The sequence below is a fragment of the Alteromonas sp. AWQ4_252 genome, from assembly GCF_056158205.1.
This window is the reverse complement of the sequence record NZ_JBSWSV010000001.1, coordinates 2,778,389-2,795,755: the sequence shown is the minus strand read 5'-3', so window position 1 is coordinate 2,795,755 and position 17,367 is coordinate 2,778,389. Positions and strand designations below refer to the sequence as shown.

14 protein-coding genes are annotated in these 17,367 nt (G+C 46.5%); 8 read left to right on the top strand and 6 right to left on the bottom strand.

Annotated features, from left to right (window positions below):
* Window positions 1–144: 144 nt before the first annotated feature.
* The 3 genes from ACXACM_RS12330 to ACXACM_RS12320 all read right to left on the bottom strand — a co-directional run bounded on the left by ACXACM_RS12330 (window position 145) and on the right by ACXACM_RS12320 (window position 5,489).
* The gene (locus ACXACM_RS12330) at window positions 145–684 is read right to left on the bottom strand and encodes a PEP-CTERM sorting domain-containing protein (protein WP_474822053.1); all 540 of its coding nucleotides are present in this window, start codon (window positions 682–684) and stop codon (window positions 145–147) included.
* Window positions 685–741: 57 nt separating this feature from the next.
* Window positions 742–3,891, bottom strand: coding sequence for a S8 family serine peptidase (locus ACXACM_RS12325; RefSeq protein ID WP_474822051.1), 3,150 nt, complete (start codon window positions 3,889–3,891; stop codon window positions 742–744).
* A 422-nt stretch (window positions 3,892–4,313) separates the two neighbouring features.
* Window positions 4,314–5,489, bottom strand: coding sequence for a thiolase family protein (locus tag ACXACM_RS12320; RefSeq protein ID WP_474822050.1), 1,176 nt, complete (start codon window positions 5,487–5,489; stop codon window positions 4,314–4,316).
* 243 nt (window positions 5,490–5,732) lie between these two features.
* Here ACXACM_RS12320 and ACXACM_RS12315 point away from each other — a divergent pair, with 243 nt between their 5' ends.
* The 6 genes from ACXACM_RS12315 to ACXACM_RS12290 are packed head-to-tail and all read left to right on the top strand — an operon-like array spanning window position 5,733 to window position 12,635.
* Window positions 5,733–6,140: a MerR family transcriptional regulator gene (locus tag ACXACM_RS12315; protein ID WP_474822049.1), complete on the top strand. Its 408-nt coding sequence runs from the start codon at window positions 5,733–5,735 to the stop codon at window positions 6,138–6,140.
* Window positions 6,137–7,306, top strand: coding sequence for an isovaleryl-CoA dehydrogenase (locus ACXACM_RS12310; RefSeq protein WP_474822047.1), 1,170 nt, complete (start codon window positions 6,137–6,139; stop codon window positions 7,304–7,306). The genes ACXACM_RS12315 and ACXACM_RS12310 overlap by 4 nt, the downstream gene beginning before the upstream one ends.
* Window positions 7,307–7,349: 43 nt before the next feature.
* On the top strand, window positions 7,350–8,957 hold the full coding sequence (locus ACXACM_RS12305) for a carboxyl transferase domain-containing protein (RefSeq protein WP_474822046.1): 1,608 nt from the start codon (window positions 7,350–7,352) through the stop codon (window positions 8,955–8,957).
* Window positions 8,958–8,967: 10 nt separating this feature from the next.
* Complete coding sequence (locus ACXACM_RS12300) at window positions 8,968–9,771, top strand: enoyl-CoA hydratase/isomerase family protein (RefSeq protein WP_474822045.1); 804 nt, start codon at window positions 8,968–8,970, stop codon at window positions 9,769–9,771.
* Window positions 9,764–11,734, top strand: coding sequence for an acetyl/propionyl/methylcrotonyl-CoA carboxylase subunit alpha (locus ACXACM_RS12295; protein ID WP_474822043.1), 1,971 nt, complete (start codon window positions 9,764–9,766; stop codon window positions 11,732–11,734). Before ACXACM_RS12300 ends, ACXACM_RS12295 begins: the two co-directional genes overlap by 8 nt.
* Window positions 11,727–12,635 carry a hydroxymethylglutaryl-CoA lyase gene (locus ACXACM_RS12290; RefSeq protein WP_474822042.1) on the top strand — a complete coding sequence of 303 codons (909 nt, stop codon included), beginning with the start codon at window positions 11,727–11,729 and terminating at the stop codon, window positions 12,633–12,635. The genes ACXACM_RS12295 and ACXACM_RS12290 overlap by 8 nt, the downstream gene beginning before the upstream one ends.
* Before the next feature lie 33 nt (window positions 12,636–12,668).
* On the opposite strand, the gene ACXACM_RS12285 is transcribed toward ACXACM_RS12290, so the two are convergent.
* Window positions 12,669–13,205, bottom strand: a complete 537-nt coding sequence (locus ACXACM_RS12285) for an SRPBCC family protein (protein WP_474822041.1) — start codon at window positions 13,203–13,205, stop codon at window positions 12,669–12,671.
* Between the two features lie 35 nt (window positions 13,206–13,240).
* The gene (locus tag ACXACM_RS12280; protein ID WP_474822039.1) at window positions 13,241–14,224 is read right to left on the bottom strand and encodes a nucleoside hydrolase; all 984 of its coding nucleotides are present in this window, start codon (window positions 14,222–14,224) and stop codon (window positions 13,241–13,243) included.
* Window positions 14,225–14,361: 137 nt separating this feature from the next.
* Here ACXACM_RS12280 and glgC point away from each other — a divergent pair, with 137 nt between their 5' ends.
* A complete protein-coding gene (glgC, locus tag ACXACM_RS12275; RefSeq protein ID WP_474822038.1) occupies window positions 14,362–15,633 on the top strand; it encodes a glucose-1-phosphate adenylyltransferase in 1,272 nt (423 codons plus the stop codon).
* On the opposite strand, the gene ACXACM_RS12270 is transcribed toward glgC, so the two are convergent.
* Window positions 15,630–16,421: an alpha/beta fold hydrolase gene (locus tag ACXACM_RS12270; protein WP_474822037.1), complete on the bottom strand. Its 792-nt coding sequence runs from the start codon at window positions 16,419–16,421 to the stop codon at window positions 15,630–15,632. The genes glgC and ACXACM_RS12270 overlap by 4 nt on opposite strands.
* 105 nt (window positions 16,422–16,526) lie before the next feature.
* Here ACXACM_RS12270 and ACXACM_RS12265 point away from each other — a divergent pair, with 105 nt between their 5' ends.
* The gene (locus ACXACM_RS12265) at window positions 16,527–17,342 is read left to right on the top strand and encodes an acyl-CoA thioesterase (RefSeq protein ID WP_474822035.1); all 816 of its coding nucleotides are present in this window, start codon (window positions 16,527–16,529) and stop codon (window positions 17,340–17,342) included.
* Window positions 17,343–17,367 lie beyond the last annotated feature (25 nt).

Genomic DNA, 17,367 nt, shown 5'->3' with positions numbered 1-17,367 from the left:
ATAACAACTGTGATTATTAATCTAAATAAACATAAAGAGAATCTAATTAATACTGTGCTATGGCAACAAAAAACCTCTCACCCATTTTTATTAATAAAAAAAACCCTGCTCAAGAGCAGGGTTTCAAAGAAAACAGCCTGAACATTATGCACGTCTGCGCATTACCAAACCGCCCATTGCCAGCGCTAATATAACCAGCATAGAAGGCTCAGATACTGATACGGAAACGGAGGATACCACTTCCACTTCATCTTCAAACGACTCCCAAATAAAACTATTGTTTGGTAAATCAAAGATAGATACGTAGTTATCAATAGTTGAAAACGCGTCGAAGTATACGTAGTAGAACCAGCCATCAATATCTTCGGCATCCAGTGTTATGAACTCTGAACCAGCAAACAAGTTATCAACGTCAATAATCGCTTCAAAGTCGTTCACCACTGGGCCATAGCCTATAGCGATCGGAATAATAATACTCACTACATCTAAACCTATCATATCTGCGGTACTAACCAAGCCCAAACCCGAGTTGATCAGCGAATCATCCAGTTCCATCTCGATGGTAGCGATTTCGAGACCACCAGCAGAGATAGTTTCTGTTATCAACGCAGCATTGGAACTTGCGGTGAACAGCATAGTGCAAGAAAGCAATGCTGCGGTAAAAAGTGATTTAATGTTTCTCATGTACTTCTGCCTTTTTAAATCGAGCACAGCAAGCTGTGCTCATTGATTGATTGTTAATTATTCTTGAATTGCTTCTACCAGTGTAGTGCCTTGAACAACACCATCACCATCATAGAAGGTCACAGTTCCCATATAAGGAAGACCAGATGTAAGACCCCTAGCGTTAATGCGAACATCGTTAGGTCTACCTTCTACAGCTCGAGGTGTCATTGACATGCGCGTTCCACTTTCGGCGCCATCAACAAACCATATTGGCATGCGGAAAGTCGTTTCTTCGACACCGTTTAAGTCATAACCATGAACCCAAACAATATAGAAGTCACCTGCATCACCATCGGCAGCCGGCTCTGGGTTAAGCAAGGTAACGTCTTCATCAGAACCTGCATTTAACGATGCACCAACCTGAGAACAGGAAAAAGCGATACAACGATAAACATAGAGATCCAAATCAGTTCCAGCCTGATCTACCAATGCATCGCTTAACATGAACCGTGCAACTGTAGTGCCTTCTGGTATGAGGAAGAAGCTCGTAGACAAGCCTTCTTCATTAAACGCAAAGCTGCTATCAGGATCCTGCTGCACGGTATCCTCAAGAATACCTGGTGCTGACAAGCCGGTGTAATCAATGCTGGCTCTGCCAGTATAATTCATACCTGCTGAGAAGAATCCACGTCCGCGACTGTTCAAACCAACGGAAACCGACTCAGGTACGTCGATGAGTACGTCTGATACTGGCTTAACCGCAACCGGGCTGCGAACTACTGTGCCATCAGAACCTGTTAAGACCACGGCGCCAAAAACCCAATCATCAAGAACACTCGTCTCGGTCTTATCTAGGGTGATTGTATAAGCAGAAATTCCACCAGCGTCTACTTCAAGCATATCGCCAGGAACCTGGTTAAATGCAGAATCGTACCCCTGAACCGAAACGCTCAGTGATTCAAGACCTTCTACTGAGATAGTGTATGTACCACCAACACCCGTTACATCAGTAACGTAACGCACCACAGTTTCTTCACCCGACAACTCACCAACCGCAATAGAGGGGTAGTTCATTTGAGAAGTATCTGTAGGATAGTTAAGGTCCTCCAATTGATCACAGGTGATGCCCCATTGTGAGGCAACAAACGTACCATCACCCAGGCCACACATGAAACCTAAATAGTCACCCAGTTGTGTATCGTAAGTAAGCCCAGGAGCCATGGCGGCAACAGGCGCGGCATGACCTGCACCAAAATCAAACGGGTCAGCAGGTGTGAAGCCATCTTCTTTGGTTACTTCCTGATAAGCAGTCGTCATCAGGGCGGACTTAACCTGCGCCGGAGTCCAGGTTGGATTCTGGTCGATAAGCAAGGCTGCCATACCGGCAATATGCGGTGAAGACATAGACGTACCGCTCAGGTAAGCCACCTGCTCTCCCTGAGCACCAAACATGGGTGTATCCGTTGTCGCGGCTAAGATACGTACGCCAGGCGCAGTAATATCAGGCTTGATCACGTCAAGGGTAGACAAGTTTGGACCACGGCTTGAGAAGCCAGCCATCATATTGCCAACTTCTTGTTGTTCAAGGAAAGTACCAGGGCCCATAGTAACAGTAACGTTACCGCCTTCAACGACTGAAGAGTTGAGTTGCGCACCAACGGACTGGCTCACCATACCACCGGGAATAACACCCACGTTGGTACCACCCATAACTGTTACACCGTTACCGTTGTCGTAAACCACGACAGCTTTGGCACCTGAATCAACAGCACGAGTTACCTTTTCAGTAAAGGCACAAGACCCACGTGAAATAAGCGCAATGTTTCCAGAAATTGCATCGGCGTTATCCAGTGGTGTAGAAGCACCATCGACATAACACGCTTCCAGCGGCTGCGCCACTACCAAGGAACCAGAAACTTCACCTGATTCGGCCAAAGGTAGTGTAATTGCACCTTCAGTAAAGGCGTAAGTTTCATCCGCACCAAACGCATTAACTTCCAGACCATTAACAACAGAGGTGCCATCATAAGTAGATGCACCTACTGACGCAACCCATGGTGCAGGCGTACCAACAGTAAACTGAGTAGGACCAGAGTTACCGGCAGAAACAGAAACGAACACACCGGCTTGCGCTGCGCGTAACATCGCCGCTGTTGATGGGTATGTCATATCATCGCGGCTACCGCCGATAGAGAAGTTAATGACGTCTACACCATCTGCTACGGCGTCATCGATAGCGGCCATACTGTCACTAGGGAAACAGCCAGCTTCATCAGCCCCCTCTGGGCTGGTGTAATCTGAGTTCCAGCACACTTTGTACATTGCAACACGTGCACGAGGAGCGATACCACTCATTGTGCCAATTTGTACGCCACCTTTCATGGCTGCGACGCCTTCATTACCCGCAGCGGTACTTGCAGTGTGGCTACCGTGTCCATCTGCGTCACGAGGAGAGATAAATTCACCTAAATCAGTTTGAATATCGTACACAGATTCAAAGGTGTCTTTGTAATAGCGCGCACCGATTAACTTGTTGTTACAGCTAAAAGTACCAGCCTCGGTTTCTTCACCTGCGTCACAGCTACCGTTCCAGCCAAAAGTAGACGGGTCAGAATAGGTGCCGTCGTCAGCAAAGCTCGGGTTTTCAGGAGTAATACCCGTATCGAGTATACCTACAACGACATCTTCACCTTTTATACCCAGGTCGTGCTGACCACCAGGGCCGGTGAGGCCGAGAAATTCAGGCGTATTTGCTGTGTCGACTTTAAAAGGAATGTCTTCCCATACATTAACCACTTCAGGGTTTGCTTTTAACGCTTCAACCTGAGCGGGGGTAAGCTTGGCAGAAAAACCGTTAAAGCTGTGAACGTAGTTATGGATAATATTTACGCCACCAACTGCCTTGGCTGCATTGCGTTGCTGACGTTTGAGTTTACTGGTGTAACGACGAACGCGCTTAGAATCTGCTGCGTACTGATTACCCGTAGTTGTGATTGTCTGATTTTTGGGAATAAGTTCCCCAATTTCTTCTGCGTAGGCGATACCTGGAGAGTTTTTCATCTGAATGATGTAAACACCAGTACCCTTGGTAGCGTTGAGGGAACTTCCTGCCTCTGTAACGTTTACATCCTGGAGAAAGACCTGTTGAGCAGAAACCGTACTGGATAGTCCAGCGGTAACTGCCATTGAGATCATGGTTCCCAATAGCTTCTTCTTAAATGTCATTTGCGTCTCCCATTGACACTTTTTTTTGTTTTGCGGTTACCTTCAGAAAAAAACTTTCTTTTTATCGTCGGGAATTAACATTTTTTCGCATGACGCGAAATCGTGACCCGCTTTCTGGATTTACTGCAAATTTATTATTATCTCGCTCATGTTTAATAAAAAACATTAAGCATGAGCGAATTTTTTAACATTCAACAATCACACCATTAATTTAAATCATTGATAAATTGAAGATTATCAGAGATAAAAAGTATAGCCAGTCAAATAAATGTAAAAATTATTGACATTGGAACGAACAAAAAGAAGGCATCTTGGGCAATTTTTATACTCACAAAAATTTAAAGTGAAAATTTTTATTCTGTAGGAATAAAAAAGGCAGCGTAAATACGCTGCCTGCCATTAGTTTATCAAGAACTGTATTGCTATAGCATCTCCACTGCCAGTGCTACGCCTTCACCACCACCAATACACAATGAAGCGACACCCTTTTTAGCGCCCTTGTGTTTTAGTGCATGTAATAAGGTAACCAACACCCGAGCACCGGACGCTCCGATGGGATGGCCTAATGCACATGCACCACCATGAATATTCACTTTAGTAGCATCCAGCTCCAATTTTTTGATCGCCAGCATGGTAACCATGGCAAACGCTTCGTTAATCTCCCAGATATCCACATCCCCAGTTTGCCAACCTGCTTTATCAAGCACTTTTTCCATTGCCCCCACAGGCGCAACAGTAAAGTTTTCTGGCTCTATAGAATGAGTGGCATGAGCGACAACCTTCGCAAGTGGCGTAAGGCCGAGTGTCTCCGCTTTTGCTGCTGACATTACCAGCAGCGCCGCAGCACCGTCAGAAATCGAGCTGGAATTTGCCGCAGTCACAGTGCCGTCTTTTTTGAAGGCTGGTCGCAGTGAAGGGATTTTATCCGGTCTCGCGTTGCCCGGACCTTCATCTGTGTCCACCACGACATCACCTTTCCGTGTAGAAATAGTCACCGGACAAATTTCTTCACTAAAGGCGCCACTGTTAATAGCTTCATTGGCCCGGGATAAAGATGTCAACGCATACTCGTCCATTTGCCCTCGGGTTAAGCCCTCGGCATCGGCAGTATCTTGCGCAAAACACCCCATAGCTTTACCGTCATAGGCATTTTCCAAACCATCGAGCATCATATGGTCGAGCACCTGACCATGGCCCATGCGATAGCCACTTCTTGCTTTAGGCAACATATAAGGCGCATTGCTCATGCTTTCCATGCCTCCAGCAACGATTACTTCAGCACTTCCTGCTTTAATCAAATCGTAAGCAAGCATGACTGATTTTAAACCAGAGCCACATACTTTATTTATTGTCATGGCACCGGCTGACAAGGGAAGCCCAGCTTTTAAGGTCGCCTGACGTGCAGGTGCCTGCCCCAAACCGGCAGGAAGAACACAGCCCATGATAACTTCATTAACCTGGCTAACATCAATATCTTTACATACAGCCTTTACTACTTCTGCGCCCAATTGCGTCGACTCGACAGGAGAAAGACTTCCGTTAAATCCACCCATTGGCGTTCTTTTTGCCGCTACAATTACTACCGCATTATCGCTCATAGTTTATTGCCTCACTGTTTGTTGATAAATCATCACTATGCTGCACTGCACAATATTGCCAGTACAACATATCTAACAGAAAAACGTAACAGAATCTTTGCAGAGATTGACGGTACATTTTTCTTACTTTACCTTAACGTTAACTGCATTTTACGTTAACGTTAACCCCTTATACAATTGTAGTTTCATAGGCCGAATACAGCACGACTCAGTATTGCGTTCATCAACGAAACGAGAATCGAAATGAAAAACATAAAAGAAACAAAAACTTATTCTATTGGTGAACTGGCCAAGGAGTTTGATGTTACACCACGTTCCATTCGGTTTTATGAAGAGCAAGCTTTACTTCATCCAGGTCGCACCGGTCAGAATCGAATTTACAATAACAAAGACAAGGTGCGGTTAAAGCTAATTTTACGTGGTAAGAGGTTGGGCTTCTCCTTAGCTGAAGTGAAAAACCTGTTCAAACTTTATGATTCAAACCCTGATTCTGCGCTTCAGTTGGAAACCATGTTGCAAATGACAGAACAAAAGCGAGCCCACCTTCGTCAGCAGTTGGAAGATATTCAAATGTTAATGGTGGAACTGGACGAAGTAGAAGCCAGATGCCGGGAAGAACTTGAAGAATTAAAACGAGGACACAAAAAATGAACACCCTCTACCCCAGTTTAAACTTTGGTCTGGGCGAAGACATTGATATGTTGCGAGATCACATTAGTCAGTTCGCCAGCAATGAAATAGCGCCTTTAGCCCACTCATCCGATGAAGAGAATAGCTTTCCCAATGCACTGTGGCCTAAATTCGGCGACATGGGGTTACTCGGTATTACAGTCAGTGAGCAATATGGTGGCGTGGAAATGGGTTACCTTGCCCATACAGTGGCAATGGAAGAGATCAGCAGAGCTTCCGCAGGTATTGGTTTAAGCTATGGCGCACATTCAAATCTTTGCGTTAATCAAATATATAGAAACGGAAATGAAAGCCAAAAAGAAAAGTATTTACCTGGTTTAGTTTCCGGCGCCCACGTGGGTGCACTCGCCATGAGTGAGCCAAATGCAGGGTCAGATGTGGTTTCTATGAAACTTAAGGCCGAGAAGAAAGGCGACCGATATATTCTGAACGGTAACAAAATGTGGATCACTAACGGCCCCGACGCCCACACCTTTGTAATTTATGCAAAAACAGATATCAGTGCCGGCGCCAAGGGAATTTCTGCCTTTATTGTTGAGCGAGATTTCCCGGGGTTCAGTCGGGCGCAAAAGCTCGACAAACTGGGCATGCGCTCTTCGAATACCTGTGAATTAGTTTTCGAAGATTGTGAAGTCCCAGAGGAAAACCTGATGGGCATGGAAGGCGACGGTGTTCGTATTCTCATGAGTGGCCTGGACTATGAGAGGCTTGTCTTGTCCGGCGGCCCCCTTGGCATAATGCAAGCTTGTATGGATATCGTTGTTCCCTATATTCACGACCGTCAACAGTTCGGCAAACCCATTGGAGAGTTTCAACTAATTCAGGGGAAAATTGCCGATATGTACACCCGGATGAATGCAGCCCGTGCTTATGTCTATACCGTAGCCAAAGCCTGTGACCGCGGTGAAACCACACGCAAGGATGCCGCAGGTGCAATATTGTACGCAGCCGAATGTGCCACATCGCTTGCTCTTGATGCCATTCAGATCCTCGGTGGCAACGGATACATCAATGAATATGACACCGGCAGACTGCTGCGAGATGCAAAGCTTTACGAAATTGGCGCGGGTACATCTGAAATCAGACGTATGCTAATTGGCCGCGAATTGTTTAAAGAATCACAATAATCTTTGCGTTAACGCTTTCAACTGGATTTTTTTAGGAGGGGTTATGCCCGTTCTTTCTTCAACGGTAAACACTCAGCATCCAGGCTTTCAGGAGAACGCTGACAACATGCGTACTCTTGTCGCTGATCTACATAGTAAAATTGCACTAATTGCAAAAGGTGGCGGCGAGAAAGCGGCCGCAAAACATCAGTCCAGAGGTAAATTACTGGCCAGAGATCGTATCGACGTACTCTTAGACAATGATTCGCCTTTCCTGGAAATTGGTCAGCTTGCAGCCTGGGAAGTCTATGATGACTATGTGCCTGGTGCAGGTGTAGTCGCCGGTATTGGTACGATCGCAGGTACACAATGTATGATTATTGCCAACGATGCCACGGTGAAAGGGGGAACTTATTATCCGCTTACCGTAAAAAAGCACCTTCGCGCCCAAGCCATAGCGGAACAAAATTATTTGCCATGTATCTATTTGGTTGATTCCGGTGGTGCTAATCTACCAAGGCAGGATGAAGTTTTTCCCGACCGGGAACACTTCGGCAGGATCTTTTTTAATCAAGCCAGAATGTCGGCGAAAAACATTCCTCAAATTGCAGTCGTTATGGGTTCCTGTACTGCCGGTGGTGCCTATGTACCCGCAATGGCAGATGAAAGTATTATCGTAAAAGAGCAAGGTACAATTTTTCTCGGCGGTCCACCATTAGTCAAGGCGGCAACAGGTGAAGTCGTTAGCGCCGAGGAACTGGGAGGTGGTGATGTCCACACTCGCACGTCTGGCGTAGCAGATCTTCTTGCTAATAATGATAACCATGCGTTATCAATGGCACGGGATGTAGTCAGCAGACTAAACCGACCAGCGCCTGCCTATAATGGAACCTCGCAGTTCGAAGAACCTTGTTTCGCAGCCGAAGAAATTTACGGCATCATTCCCAAAGATCCACGCCAGACATTTGATGTAAGAGAAGTCATTGCCCGCATTGTCGACAGTTCAGCCTTTGACGAATTTAAGCCCCTGTTTGGTACTACGCTGGTTTGTGGTTACGCGTCTTTGTACGGTATGCCAGTTGGCATTGTTGCAAATAACGGCATCTTATTTGGGGAAAGTGCCCAGAAAGGGGCCCATTTCATCCAATTGTGCGCCAAGAGAAAAATTCCCCTGCTATTTTTGCAAAATATCACCGGTTTTATGGTTGGTAAGCAGTACGAAACTGCCGGTATCGCCAAACACGGAGCGAAAATGGTGACTGCGGTAGCATGCGCCAACGTGCCCAAACTGACCCTTGTTATCGGAGGAAGTTTTGGAGCAGGCAATTACGGTATGTGCGGACGGGCTTACGACCCCCGGTTTATGTTCATGTGGCCGAACGCGCGGATCTCTGTGATGGGTGGCGAGCAAGCTGCTGGTGTACTTGCACAGGTCAAGCGAGACCAAAAGGAAAACGCAGGTGAAACTTGGTCAGATGAGGCAGAACAAGCTTTTAAAGCTCCTATTATCGATACCTATGAACAACAAGGCCACCCATATTATGCCTCCGCCCGTTTATGGGACGATGGTGTGATAGACCCTGCTGACAGCCGTCGCGTGCTCGGTATGGCCCTGTCAGTGTCCTTAAACGCACCGGTTGAAGAAACCCAGTTTGGCATTTTCAGGATGTGAGGGAAATATCATGACACAACAAGACAGTGTATTGCTGACGATTGCTCCCAATGGAGTGGCAACACTCGCCTTAAACCGCCCTGAGAAGCACAATGCGTTTGACGATGTTCTCATTGCCAGGTTATCAACATTGCTGGACGAGGTTGCGATAGATAAAACCATTCGCGTCGTGATTATTAGTGCAACAGGCAAGAGCTTCAGTGCAGGTGCAGATATAAACTGGATGAAACGCATGGCGAGCTACTCTGCCCAAGAGAATAAAAGAGATGCGCTGGCCCTCGCCACCATGCTGGATAAGCTAAACCGACTGAACAAACCTACTATTGCACGTGTCCAGGGGGCAGCATTTGGCGGTGCCATCGGCATCATTGCTTGCTGCGATATGGCCATTGCTACAAAGCTGAGTAAGTTTTGTTTGAGTGAAGTACGTCTCGGTCTCATTCCAGCCACCATTTCCCCTTATGTAATTGAGGCTATGGGCGCCAGAGTATGCAGAAGGTACTTTCAAACCGCTGAAGTGTTCAGTGCCCGTCGAGCAAGGCGGCTGGGCCTGATAAGCGAATGCGTTACTGAAGCTGAACTGGATGAAGCCATCACCTCACTTACAACGGATTTGCTTAAAAATGGGCCCAGCGCAATGACACAAGCCAAACAACTGGTTTCAACCATCGCTTATCAGCCTGTGAACGCTCAACTAATGGCACACACCAGTCAAATGATCGCTGACATCAGAGTATCTGATGAAGGACAAGAAGGCCTTCAGGCATTCATAGACAAACGTCACCCAGCCTGGAGGGAATTCAACCATGATTAAAAAAATTCTCATTGCCAATCGGGGGGAAATTGCATGCCGAGTCATACGCACAGCAAGATCACTGGGTATAAAAACCGTTGCGGTCTATTCAGAAGCAGATCGACGAGCTCTCCACGTTCTTCAGGCTGACGAAGCTGTCTTCATCGGCGAAGCCCCAGCTAAATCAAGCTATTTGTGTATTGACAAAATTCTCAATGCTGCAAAGTCAACACAGGCCGATGGGATTCACCCAGGGTACGGTTTTCTATCAGAAAATGCCGATTTTGCGCAGGCTTGTAAAGATAATGGCATTGTCTTTATTGGCCCACCGCCAGCGTCAATTGAGGCGATGGGGTCAAAGTCTGCGGCAAAAACCATTATGGAAAAAGCCGGTGTGCCCTTGGTGCCGGGTTATCACGGAGACGATCAAACCGATGCGACACTTCGCAAAGCGGCAGAAGAAATGGGCTACCCGGTTCTTCTAAAAGCCGCGGCAGGAGGCGGCGGAAAAGGCATGAGACAAGTGCACAATAGTGCCGAATTTGACCAGGCTCTTGCTGCAGCAAAACGAGAAGCGATGGCGAGCTTCGGCGACGATATTATGCTGGTAGAAAAATATCTCACCCGTCCACGACATATTGAGTTTCAGGTTTTTTGCGATTCTCTGGGCGGTGGCGTATATCTATTTGAGCGTGATTGTTCCGTGCAGCGTCGCCATCAAAAAATCATTGAGGAAGCCCCTGCCCCAAATATGCCACAAGCTCTGCGCAAGCAAATGGGAGAAGCAGCCTTGCGCGCCGCCCAGGCGATTGATTACGTCGGAGCTGGAACCGTTGAGTTCTTGTTGGACGAAGATGGTAAGTTCTACTTCATGGAAATGAATACCAGACTGCAGGTAGAGCATCCGGTCACAGAAATGATTACCGGTGAAGATTTAGTTGCCTGGCAAATTGTCGTTGCGCAAGGTTTGCCGTTGCCTAAAACACAAGAACAGCTTGTTATTCAGGGGCACGCATTTGAAGCTAGAATATATGCCGAAGATGCTGATAACAACTTCCTCCCTGCCACCGGAACGCTGGAAATGCTGAAAACTCCGGTGCAATCTGAGCACGTGCGAATAGATACAGGTGTCACTGAAGGTGATGAAGTATCAATGTTTTACGATCCTATGATTGCCAAGCTTGTAGTGTGGGATGCAAATCGCGATGCAGCTCTGTTCAGACTCGCGAATGCGCTTCGTGATTATCGCATTGGAGGCGTAACCACTAACACTGATTATCTGCACAGACTCGCAACACACCCAGCATTCATCGATGCGGCACTATCAACAACCTTTATTGAAAAGTACCAAAACGATTTAAAACCCCTTTGTAGTGTTCCTTCTCATTACCTACCGGTGATGGCCGTTTCAACCCTTGCTCACAACCGTGATTCCAATGATTCACCCTGGGGCCAGAACCCCAATTGGCGCATGAACGCTCGCAAGAAACAAACCGTATGGTTGAAAGTGGGTGATCAGCATGTTGAGGCGCAGATCACCTACCCTCACAACAAAAGTGCCTGGATTGTTGAAACCGATTCGTCGGTGTGGAAGCTTGATTTTCAACGCCGTGGGCAGGCGTTACATGCGGTAGTTGATGGGCATTCAATGAATTTCACTTTGTATGAGGGCACTACCGAGTGGCAGCTCTTTGGTGATGATGCAGTGATAACCTTTACTCCCCAACACTTGGCTAAAGGTGAAGAAGAAACCAGTCATCATCAAGGCGATTTTCGTGCTCCGATGAATGGGACTATAGTCGCGTGCCCTGTTGTTGAGGGCGCTCATGTTGAAAAGGGAACGGTACTTGTGGTGATGGAAGCCATGAAGATGGAGCACAATATTACAGCCCCAGTGGCTGGCACCTTGGAAACGCTCTACTGTGCCCCAGGTGACATGGTTAACGGTGAGCAACAATTACTGGTATTTAGTGCAGATGAATAATCGTTATCCAGATACTGTAACCCTGGTAGAAGTAGGTCCAAGAGACGGCCTGCAAAATGAAGTCGCCACAGTTACAACGGAACAAAAAATACACTTCATTGACATGCTAAGCAAAAGCGGGTTGTCTCGTATCGAAGCAGGTAGTTTTGTGTCTCCCAAATGGGTACCACAGATGGCCGGCTCCAAAGAAGTGTTGTCCAGGATACATCGTGTAGAAGGCGTACGCTATTGTGCATTAACCCCCAACGTGCGCGGCTTGGATGACGCATTAGCATCAGGGGCCGATGAAGTAGCGGTTTTCGGTGCGGCATCGGAAGCCTTCTCACAAAAAAATATAAATTGTTCAATATCTGATAGCCTCAAGCGATTTGAGCCAGTAGTTTCTCGTGCTCTAAATGCAAATGTTCCCGTCAGAGGCTATGTATCTTGTGTGTTAGGTTGCCCTTATGAGGGCGAAATATCACCGAAAGCGGTAGCCGAAGTCACTGCTGCACTATTGGACATGGGTTGTTACGAAGTGTCGCTGGGCGATACCATTGGCACGGGTACTCCGTTAAAAACGGCAAACATGCTAAATGCTGTACTAAGCCATTCGCCAGTGCATAAACTGGCGGCCCATTTCCACGATACTTATGGTCAAGCACTAGCAAACCTGTTGGTTGCTTTACAGTCTGGTATTTCCGTTATCGACAGTGCTGTTGCAGGTTTAGGTGGCTGCCCTTACGCGCATGGCGCCAGCGGTAATGTGGCCACCGAAGACGTACTGTATATGCTGAGCGGCATGGGAATTAAAACCAATGTAAATATGACATCAGTATTGGAAGCAAGTCGATATATTTGCGACGTTATTGGTAAAAAACCGGTTTCAAAAGTGGCTGTAGCCATGACGGTAAAGAAATAGCGCCAAGGTTTTCCACAAAGAAGCCGGCGTTATTTACGGCTGTTGATTTTCCACAACTGTTTTCAGATTTTCCAGGCCCATTTCAAAATCCGGACCAATCATTCCATCAATAAACAGCGCCATATATCGATTGACTGGGTTTAACCCCATATCTCCTGCATCAGACCAGGTGACCAATGTACCCTCGTCTGCGTTTTCAAAAGTTAGTTCACCGGTTGAGGTCATATCAAAATCGGGAAAGTAAAGACGATAAGTGACTCTACGGTTGTGTTTTAAGTCGATTATTTCCATTTCTCCGTCCCCCTGGGTTTCACTGCGCCAGGAAGACGTCATTCCAATAGCTCTGTCAGCACCAGAATAACTAACCTGCATGTTTGGATCGCGCTTAAACCACACGCCCCACATCGGCCAGGCTTTTAAATCTACTACATTTGGGTAAATATCTTCAGGTTCTGCTTGGATAATAACTTGCCGCTCCACCCGGTATTCAGAAGGCAATATCAAGCCTATAGCCAGTAAGCCAACGATGAGAACCGCAAAAAATATAATTGAACGCTTCAACCAAACCATATCAACCCCCTTTATTTTTAACAAATATAAAACATTTACATTACATTTTCACCAGTAAATGCCGTGAATGGTCGTGAAAATTGGCTAATGACGTAGTTTCGTACCTGATCACCATTAACATTGCTGACCCACTGAACATTGCTCCCCTCACCTTCAGAAGCTCTGTAAGTCTCTCCTGCATTGGGTGTTTGTACACTCACAGCAATAAAACCCGAAGAAGTTGAAAAGGCTGAAGATGGCAAACCTATGATCGACGTTGCTAAAATATCCCATAAGAAGTACGTGAATTCGTAAGCCGGTATAGCTGTTACTGTGGCAGCCCAGAATTGACCAGCTAAATCAGAAACCTCTGTATTTGCCTCTGCCAGTTGGGTCAAAAACGCCCTGTCTACTGGCAGTGCATTGGTCGCGTCCAGCGGCACCAGTAATACTTTAACACCACTACTTATAAATTCCAGGGTGGCTTTGGGATCCCAATAGGCATTCCACTCTGCGCTGCCATTGTGGTCATGCATAGCAACATTTCCTTTGACATCCACGGCACCGCCCATCCAGATTGCCTTGTCAATTTTATCAGCTATTGAAGGTGAGGCCTGTAATGCATGAGATAAATTCGAACACGGGCCGGTCATTAACACGGTAACCGGTTGAGTGCATTTAGTTATCGTGTGAACCATCCATTCATCTGCCGAAAGTTCACTGACGTTGTGAGAACTCTCTTTTACCCGCAGCATAACAGGCATACTGTGACACACCCGCGGTTGTGCACGCCAGTCTGGTGGAAATGGATTAGGCCCTACTTTATTTCCAACGGCCACGGGAATATTGTGGTTGCCGGTCAGCGCTAAAATTTTCAATGTACTCAATAGCGCGTCATCCGGATAACAATCTGCCGGAGTGATAGTAATACCTAACACATCGACATCTTCCATGGAGAGCAGCAATAGCAGGGAGAGTAAATCATCAATGCCGCCATCATGGTCAAAGATCACAGCCGTACGCTCATTATTTTCTTGCATTCGTTATCCTTATCTGGTGTTACCGCTTATCTTGTGTAAGATGGTATTTATCATTTAAGACAAGTAAGTCTAAATGGTTTAAGACATTTTTTACATCTCAGGCACAGTAGTAGCGTGCTTTTACATGGAGAAATAATATGGCTGATAACAGTTCACGCTATATCAGTAATCTTACCCGTGATACCTACGCGCTCATTCTCGCCGGAGGAAAAGGGTCCAGACTGCATGAACTGACTACCTGGCGGGCGAAGCCAGCCTTATACTTTGGTGGTAAATTCCGCATCATCGACTTTCCTCTGTCAAATTGCATTAACTCCGGCATCCGACGTATCGGTGTCGTTACCCAATACAAATCTCACTCATTAATACGCCACCTCGTTCGCGGTTGGGGACACTTTAAAAAAGAACTGTCCGAATCTGTAGAAATTTTACCGGCATCGCAACGGTTTTCAGATTCATGGTACGAAGGCACGGCCGACGCAGTATTCCAGAATATTGATATTATCCGAGATGAATTGCCCAAATATGTGATGATATTATCAGGCGACCATATCTATCGTATGGACTATGGACCAATGCTGGCAAGACATGTTGAAAGTGGCGCCAGAATGACAGTGTCTTGCATGTCTGTACCCATTGAAGAAGCTGCTGGGGCATTCGGCGTCATGTCTGTAGATGAAAATATGCGGATACTTGGTTTTGAAGAAAAACCCGAAAAGCCCAGTCCAATCCCCGGCGACGACACCCGCTGCCTCGCCTCCATGGGGAATTATATATTTGATACCGAATTTTTATTTGAACAGCTCCAAAGAGATGCCGATACTACAGGCTCCCAACGTGACTTCGGCAAGGATATCATCCCATCTATTATTGAAGATCACGACGTCTTTGCATATCCGTTTCAAAACTCCGGTGACGAGGAGGCTTACTGGCGGGACGTGGGTACCATTGACTCGTTTTGGGAAGCTAATATGGAAATGGTTGCGCCCGTTCCTCAGCTCAACCTCTATGACAGGAAGTGGCCAATATGGACATACCAGGAACAATTGCCACCAGCCAAATTTGTATGGGACGAAGACGGACGCCGCGGTGAAGCCATCAACTCTGTGGTGTCAGGTGGGTGTATTATTTCTGGTTCTACCCTGAGACGAAGTCTGTGTTTTTCCAATGTAAGGCTGCACTCTTACAGCAACATTGAAGAAGCCGTAATATTGCCAGACGTAGAGGTTATGCGTAATTGTAAGTTGAAAAAAGTTATCATCGACCGTGGTTGTGTTGTACCTGAAGGCAGTGTCATTGGCTATAACCATGATGAAGACCGCGCCCGCGGCTTCCGGGTTTCAGACAAAGGCGTCGTATTGGTAACCCGTGAAATGCTGGGTATGCCAGTAGGGTTCCGCCAGCGTTAATTCTGACCCCATTCCCTGAGCGTTGCAGCAATAAGTTCTGCAACCTGCTCGGGTTTTTCTAATGGGAACATATGTCCGCCATCAACATATGAACGGGCGATATTGTTATCTCTGATAAACCTGTCCACATCAGAACGTCTGGATACGCTAGAATCGCTCCCCTGAACGAGCAGTGCAGGACACCGTAATCTCCCTTTATACGAATTTAAATGGTGAGGAAAATGTCTGAAAATATCAGCCTCAACGTCTCGCATGAAAGTCAGCTTTCTATATTCACCTTCTACAGCAGTGGCACTGTTAACGTAATCGCGAATGCAACGCTTATCCATATTTTTAAACAGTGCCTTACCGGCAAAGTAGGCTTCAACATTGTCTTGCTTTGACCAGTGAGTCCGTCGGATCTTAGCCAGTTTGGACGGTGTTATTTTATCCATTAACCCCAGTGCTTTTGCCAGTTTGATAAAGTAACGGTTGAATCCATAAACAATTGGCGGGTCAAGCATGATCAGACCCTGAACCCGATGTGGGGTTCGGCAGGCCAACATAAATGAGAGTACAGCGCCAAACGAGTGGCCGACTAGCCATACGGGTTCATCCCCCACTTGTTTCGCCAGGAAATCTGCCAATTCATCTACCTGAGATTCCCAGTTCCCAGCAACGGAATAACCTGGATGATGGCCAAACTGAGGCTTCGCTATGACCGTCCAGTCATCGGGCAATGCATTGAAAAGCGAAGTGTAGCTTTGTGCGGGGAAACCATTAGCATGAGCAAAGTGAAGCGTCGGCATAATTGTTTTATCTCATTTGACGTACTGTACAACTTGGTGTTTACAAATTGGCTGTTTTAAAAAACTCTGGTAGCATACATCAAAACTCATCCGACCAGAACAATTATGCATGTAGATGAACTCCTCACATTACCGGTAATGTCTGCCACCAGTGAAACGACGTGGCAAAGTGATCCATTAGTCATTCCCAAAAACTGGACCCAAGGTCGAACCGCATTCGGCGGTATTTCTGCGGCCATGGCTTATCAGGCCGTCGTCACAAATGTTACTGATGATCGAGTACTTCGCTCATTTACCACTAATTTTGTTGGCCCATTACTGGCAGACCAACCATTTACTATTTTAGTGACTTGCCTGAGAACAGGAAAAAGTGTTTCTCAATACACCGCACAAATTGTTCAAAATGATAAAGTGTGTGTGTTCAGTCAGGCGTGTTTTGGCATGGCAAGAAAATCCAAGGTAAGAGTGGATAACACAGACACTCATGGCATGCAGTGGCCCGTGAAAGCAAAGTTCATCCCACAGATCCCAAAAGTCACACCGAAGTTTTTCCAACACTACGATTTATCCATTTCAGAAGGTGGATTGCCGTTTACGAATAAATCAACCAGTTGTTATCACGGCTTTATGCGCTACAAAAAAGCACCAGCAGAAATGACCGATGCTCACCTGATAGCCATGATAGATGCCTGGCCTCCAACGTTATTACAAATGCTCAGGTGGCCCGCACCTGCCAGTACTGTAAGTTGGAATTTAGAATTTATCCACCCCCACCATCCGGTTAACGGCGAAGACTGGTTCGCTTATCAGGTTAATACCCGACAAGCAGCTGATGGATACGGCCATACTGAAGCGACCATCTGGAATCGTCACAATGACGTCGTGGCAATAAGCCGTCAAACGGTGGCCGTTTTTGATTGAGAAGTGTAAAACGCCGGCCTAATGT

Excerpts from the sequence above, each read along its gene's own strand:
- ACXACM_RS12320 (WP_474822050.1), bottom strand. The coding sequence starts at position 5,489 with ATGAGCGATAATGCGGTAGTAATTGTAGCGGCAAAAAGAACGCCAATG.
- ACXACM_RS12305 (WP_474822046.1), top strand. The coding sequence starts at position 7,350 with ATGCCCGTTCTTTCTTCAACGGTAAACACTCAGCATCCAGGCTTTCAG.
- ACXACM_RS12295 (WP_474822043.1), top strand. The coding sequence starts at position 9,764 with ATGATTAAAAAAATTCTCATTGCCAATCGGGGGGAAATTGCATGCCGA.
- ACXACM_RS12325 (WP_474822051.1), bottom strand. The coding sequence starts at position 3,891 with ATGACATTTAAGAAGAAGCTATTGGGAACCATGATCTCAATGGCAGTT.
- ACXACM_RS12270 (WP_474822037.1), bottom strand. The coding sequence starts at position 16,421 with ATGCCGACGCTTCACTTTGCTCATGCTAATGGTTTCCCCGCACAAAGC.
- ACXACM_RS12280 (WP_474822039.1), bottom strand. The coding sequence starts at position 14,224 with ATGCAAGAAAATAATGAGCGTACGGCTGTGATCTTTGACCATGATGGC.
- ACXACM_RS12265 (WP_474822035.1), top strand. The coding sequence starts at position 16,527 with ATGCATGTAGATGAACTCCTCACATTACCGGTAATGTCTGCCACCAGT.
- ACXACM_RS12290 (WP_474822042.1), top strand. The coding sequence starts at position 11,727 with ATGAATAATCGTTATCCAGATACTGTAACCCTGGTAGAAGTAGGTCCA.
- ACXACM_RS12310 (WP_474822047.1), top strand. The coding sequence starts at position 6,137 with ATGAACACCCTCTACCCCAGTTTAAACTTTGGTCTGGGCGAAGACATT.
- ACXACM_RS12285 (WP_474822041.1), bottom strand. The coding sequence starts at position 13,205 with ATGGTTTGGTTGAAGCGTTCAATTATATTTTTTGCGGTTCTCATCGTT.
- ACXACM_RS12315 (WP_474822049.1), top strand. The coding sequence starts at position 5,733 with ATGAAAAACATAAAAGAAACAAAAACTTATTCTATTGGTGAACTGGCC.
- ACXACM_RS12300 (WP_474822045.1), top strand. The coding sequence starts at position 8,968 with ATGACACAACAAGACAGTGTATTGCTGACGATTGCTCCCAATGGAGTG.
- glgC (WP_474822038.1), top strand. The coding sequence starts at position 14,362 with ATGGCTGATAACAGTTCACGCTATATCAGTAATCTTACCCGTGATACC.
- ACXACM_RS12330 (WP_474822053.1), bottom strand. The coding sequence starts at position 684 with ATGAGAAACATTAAATCACTTTTTACCGCAGCATTGCTTTCTTGCACT.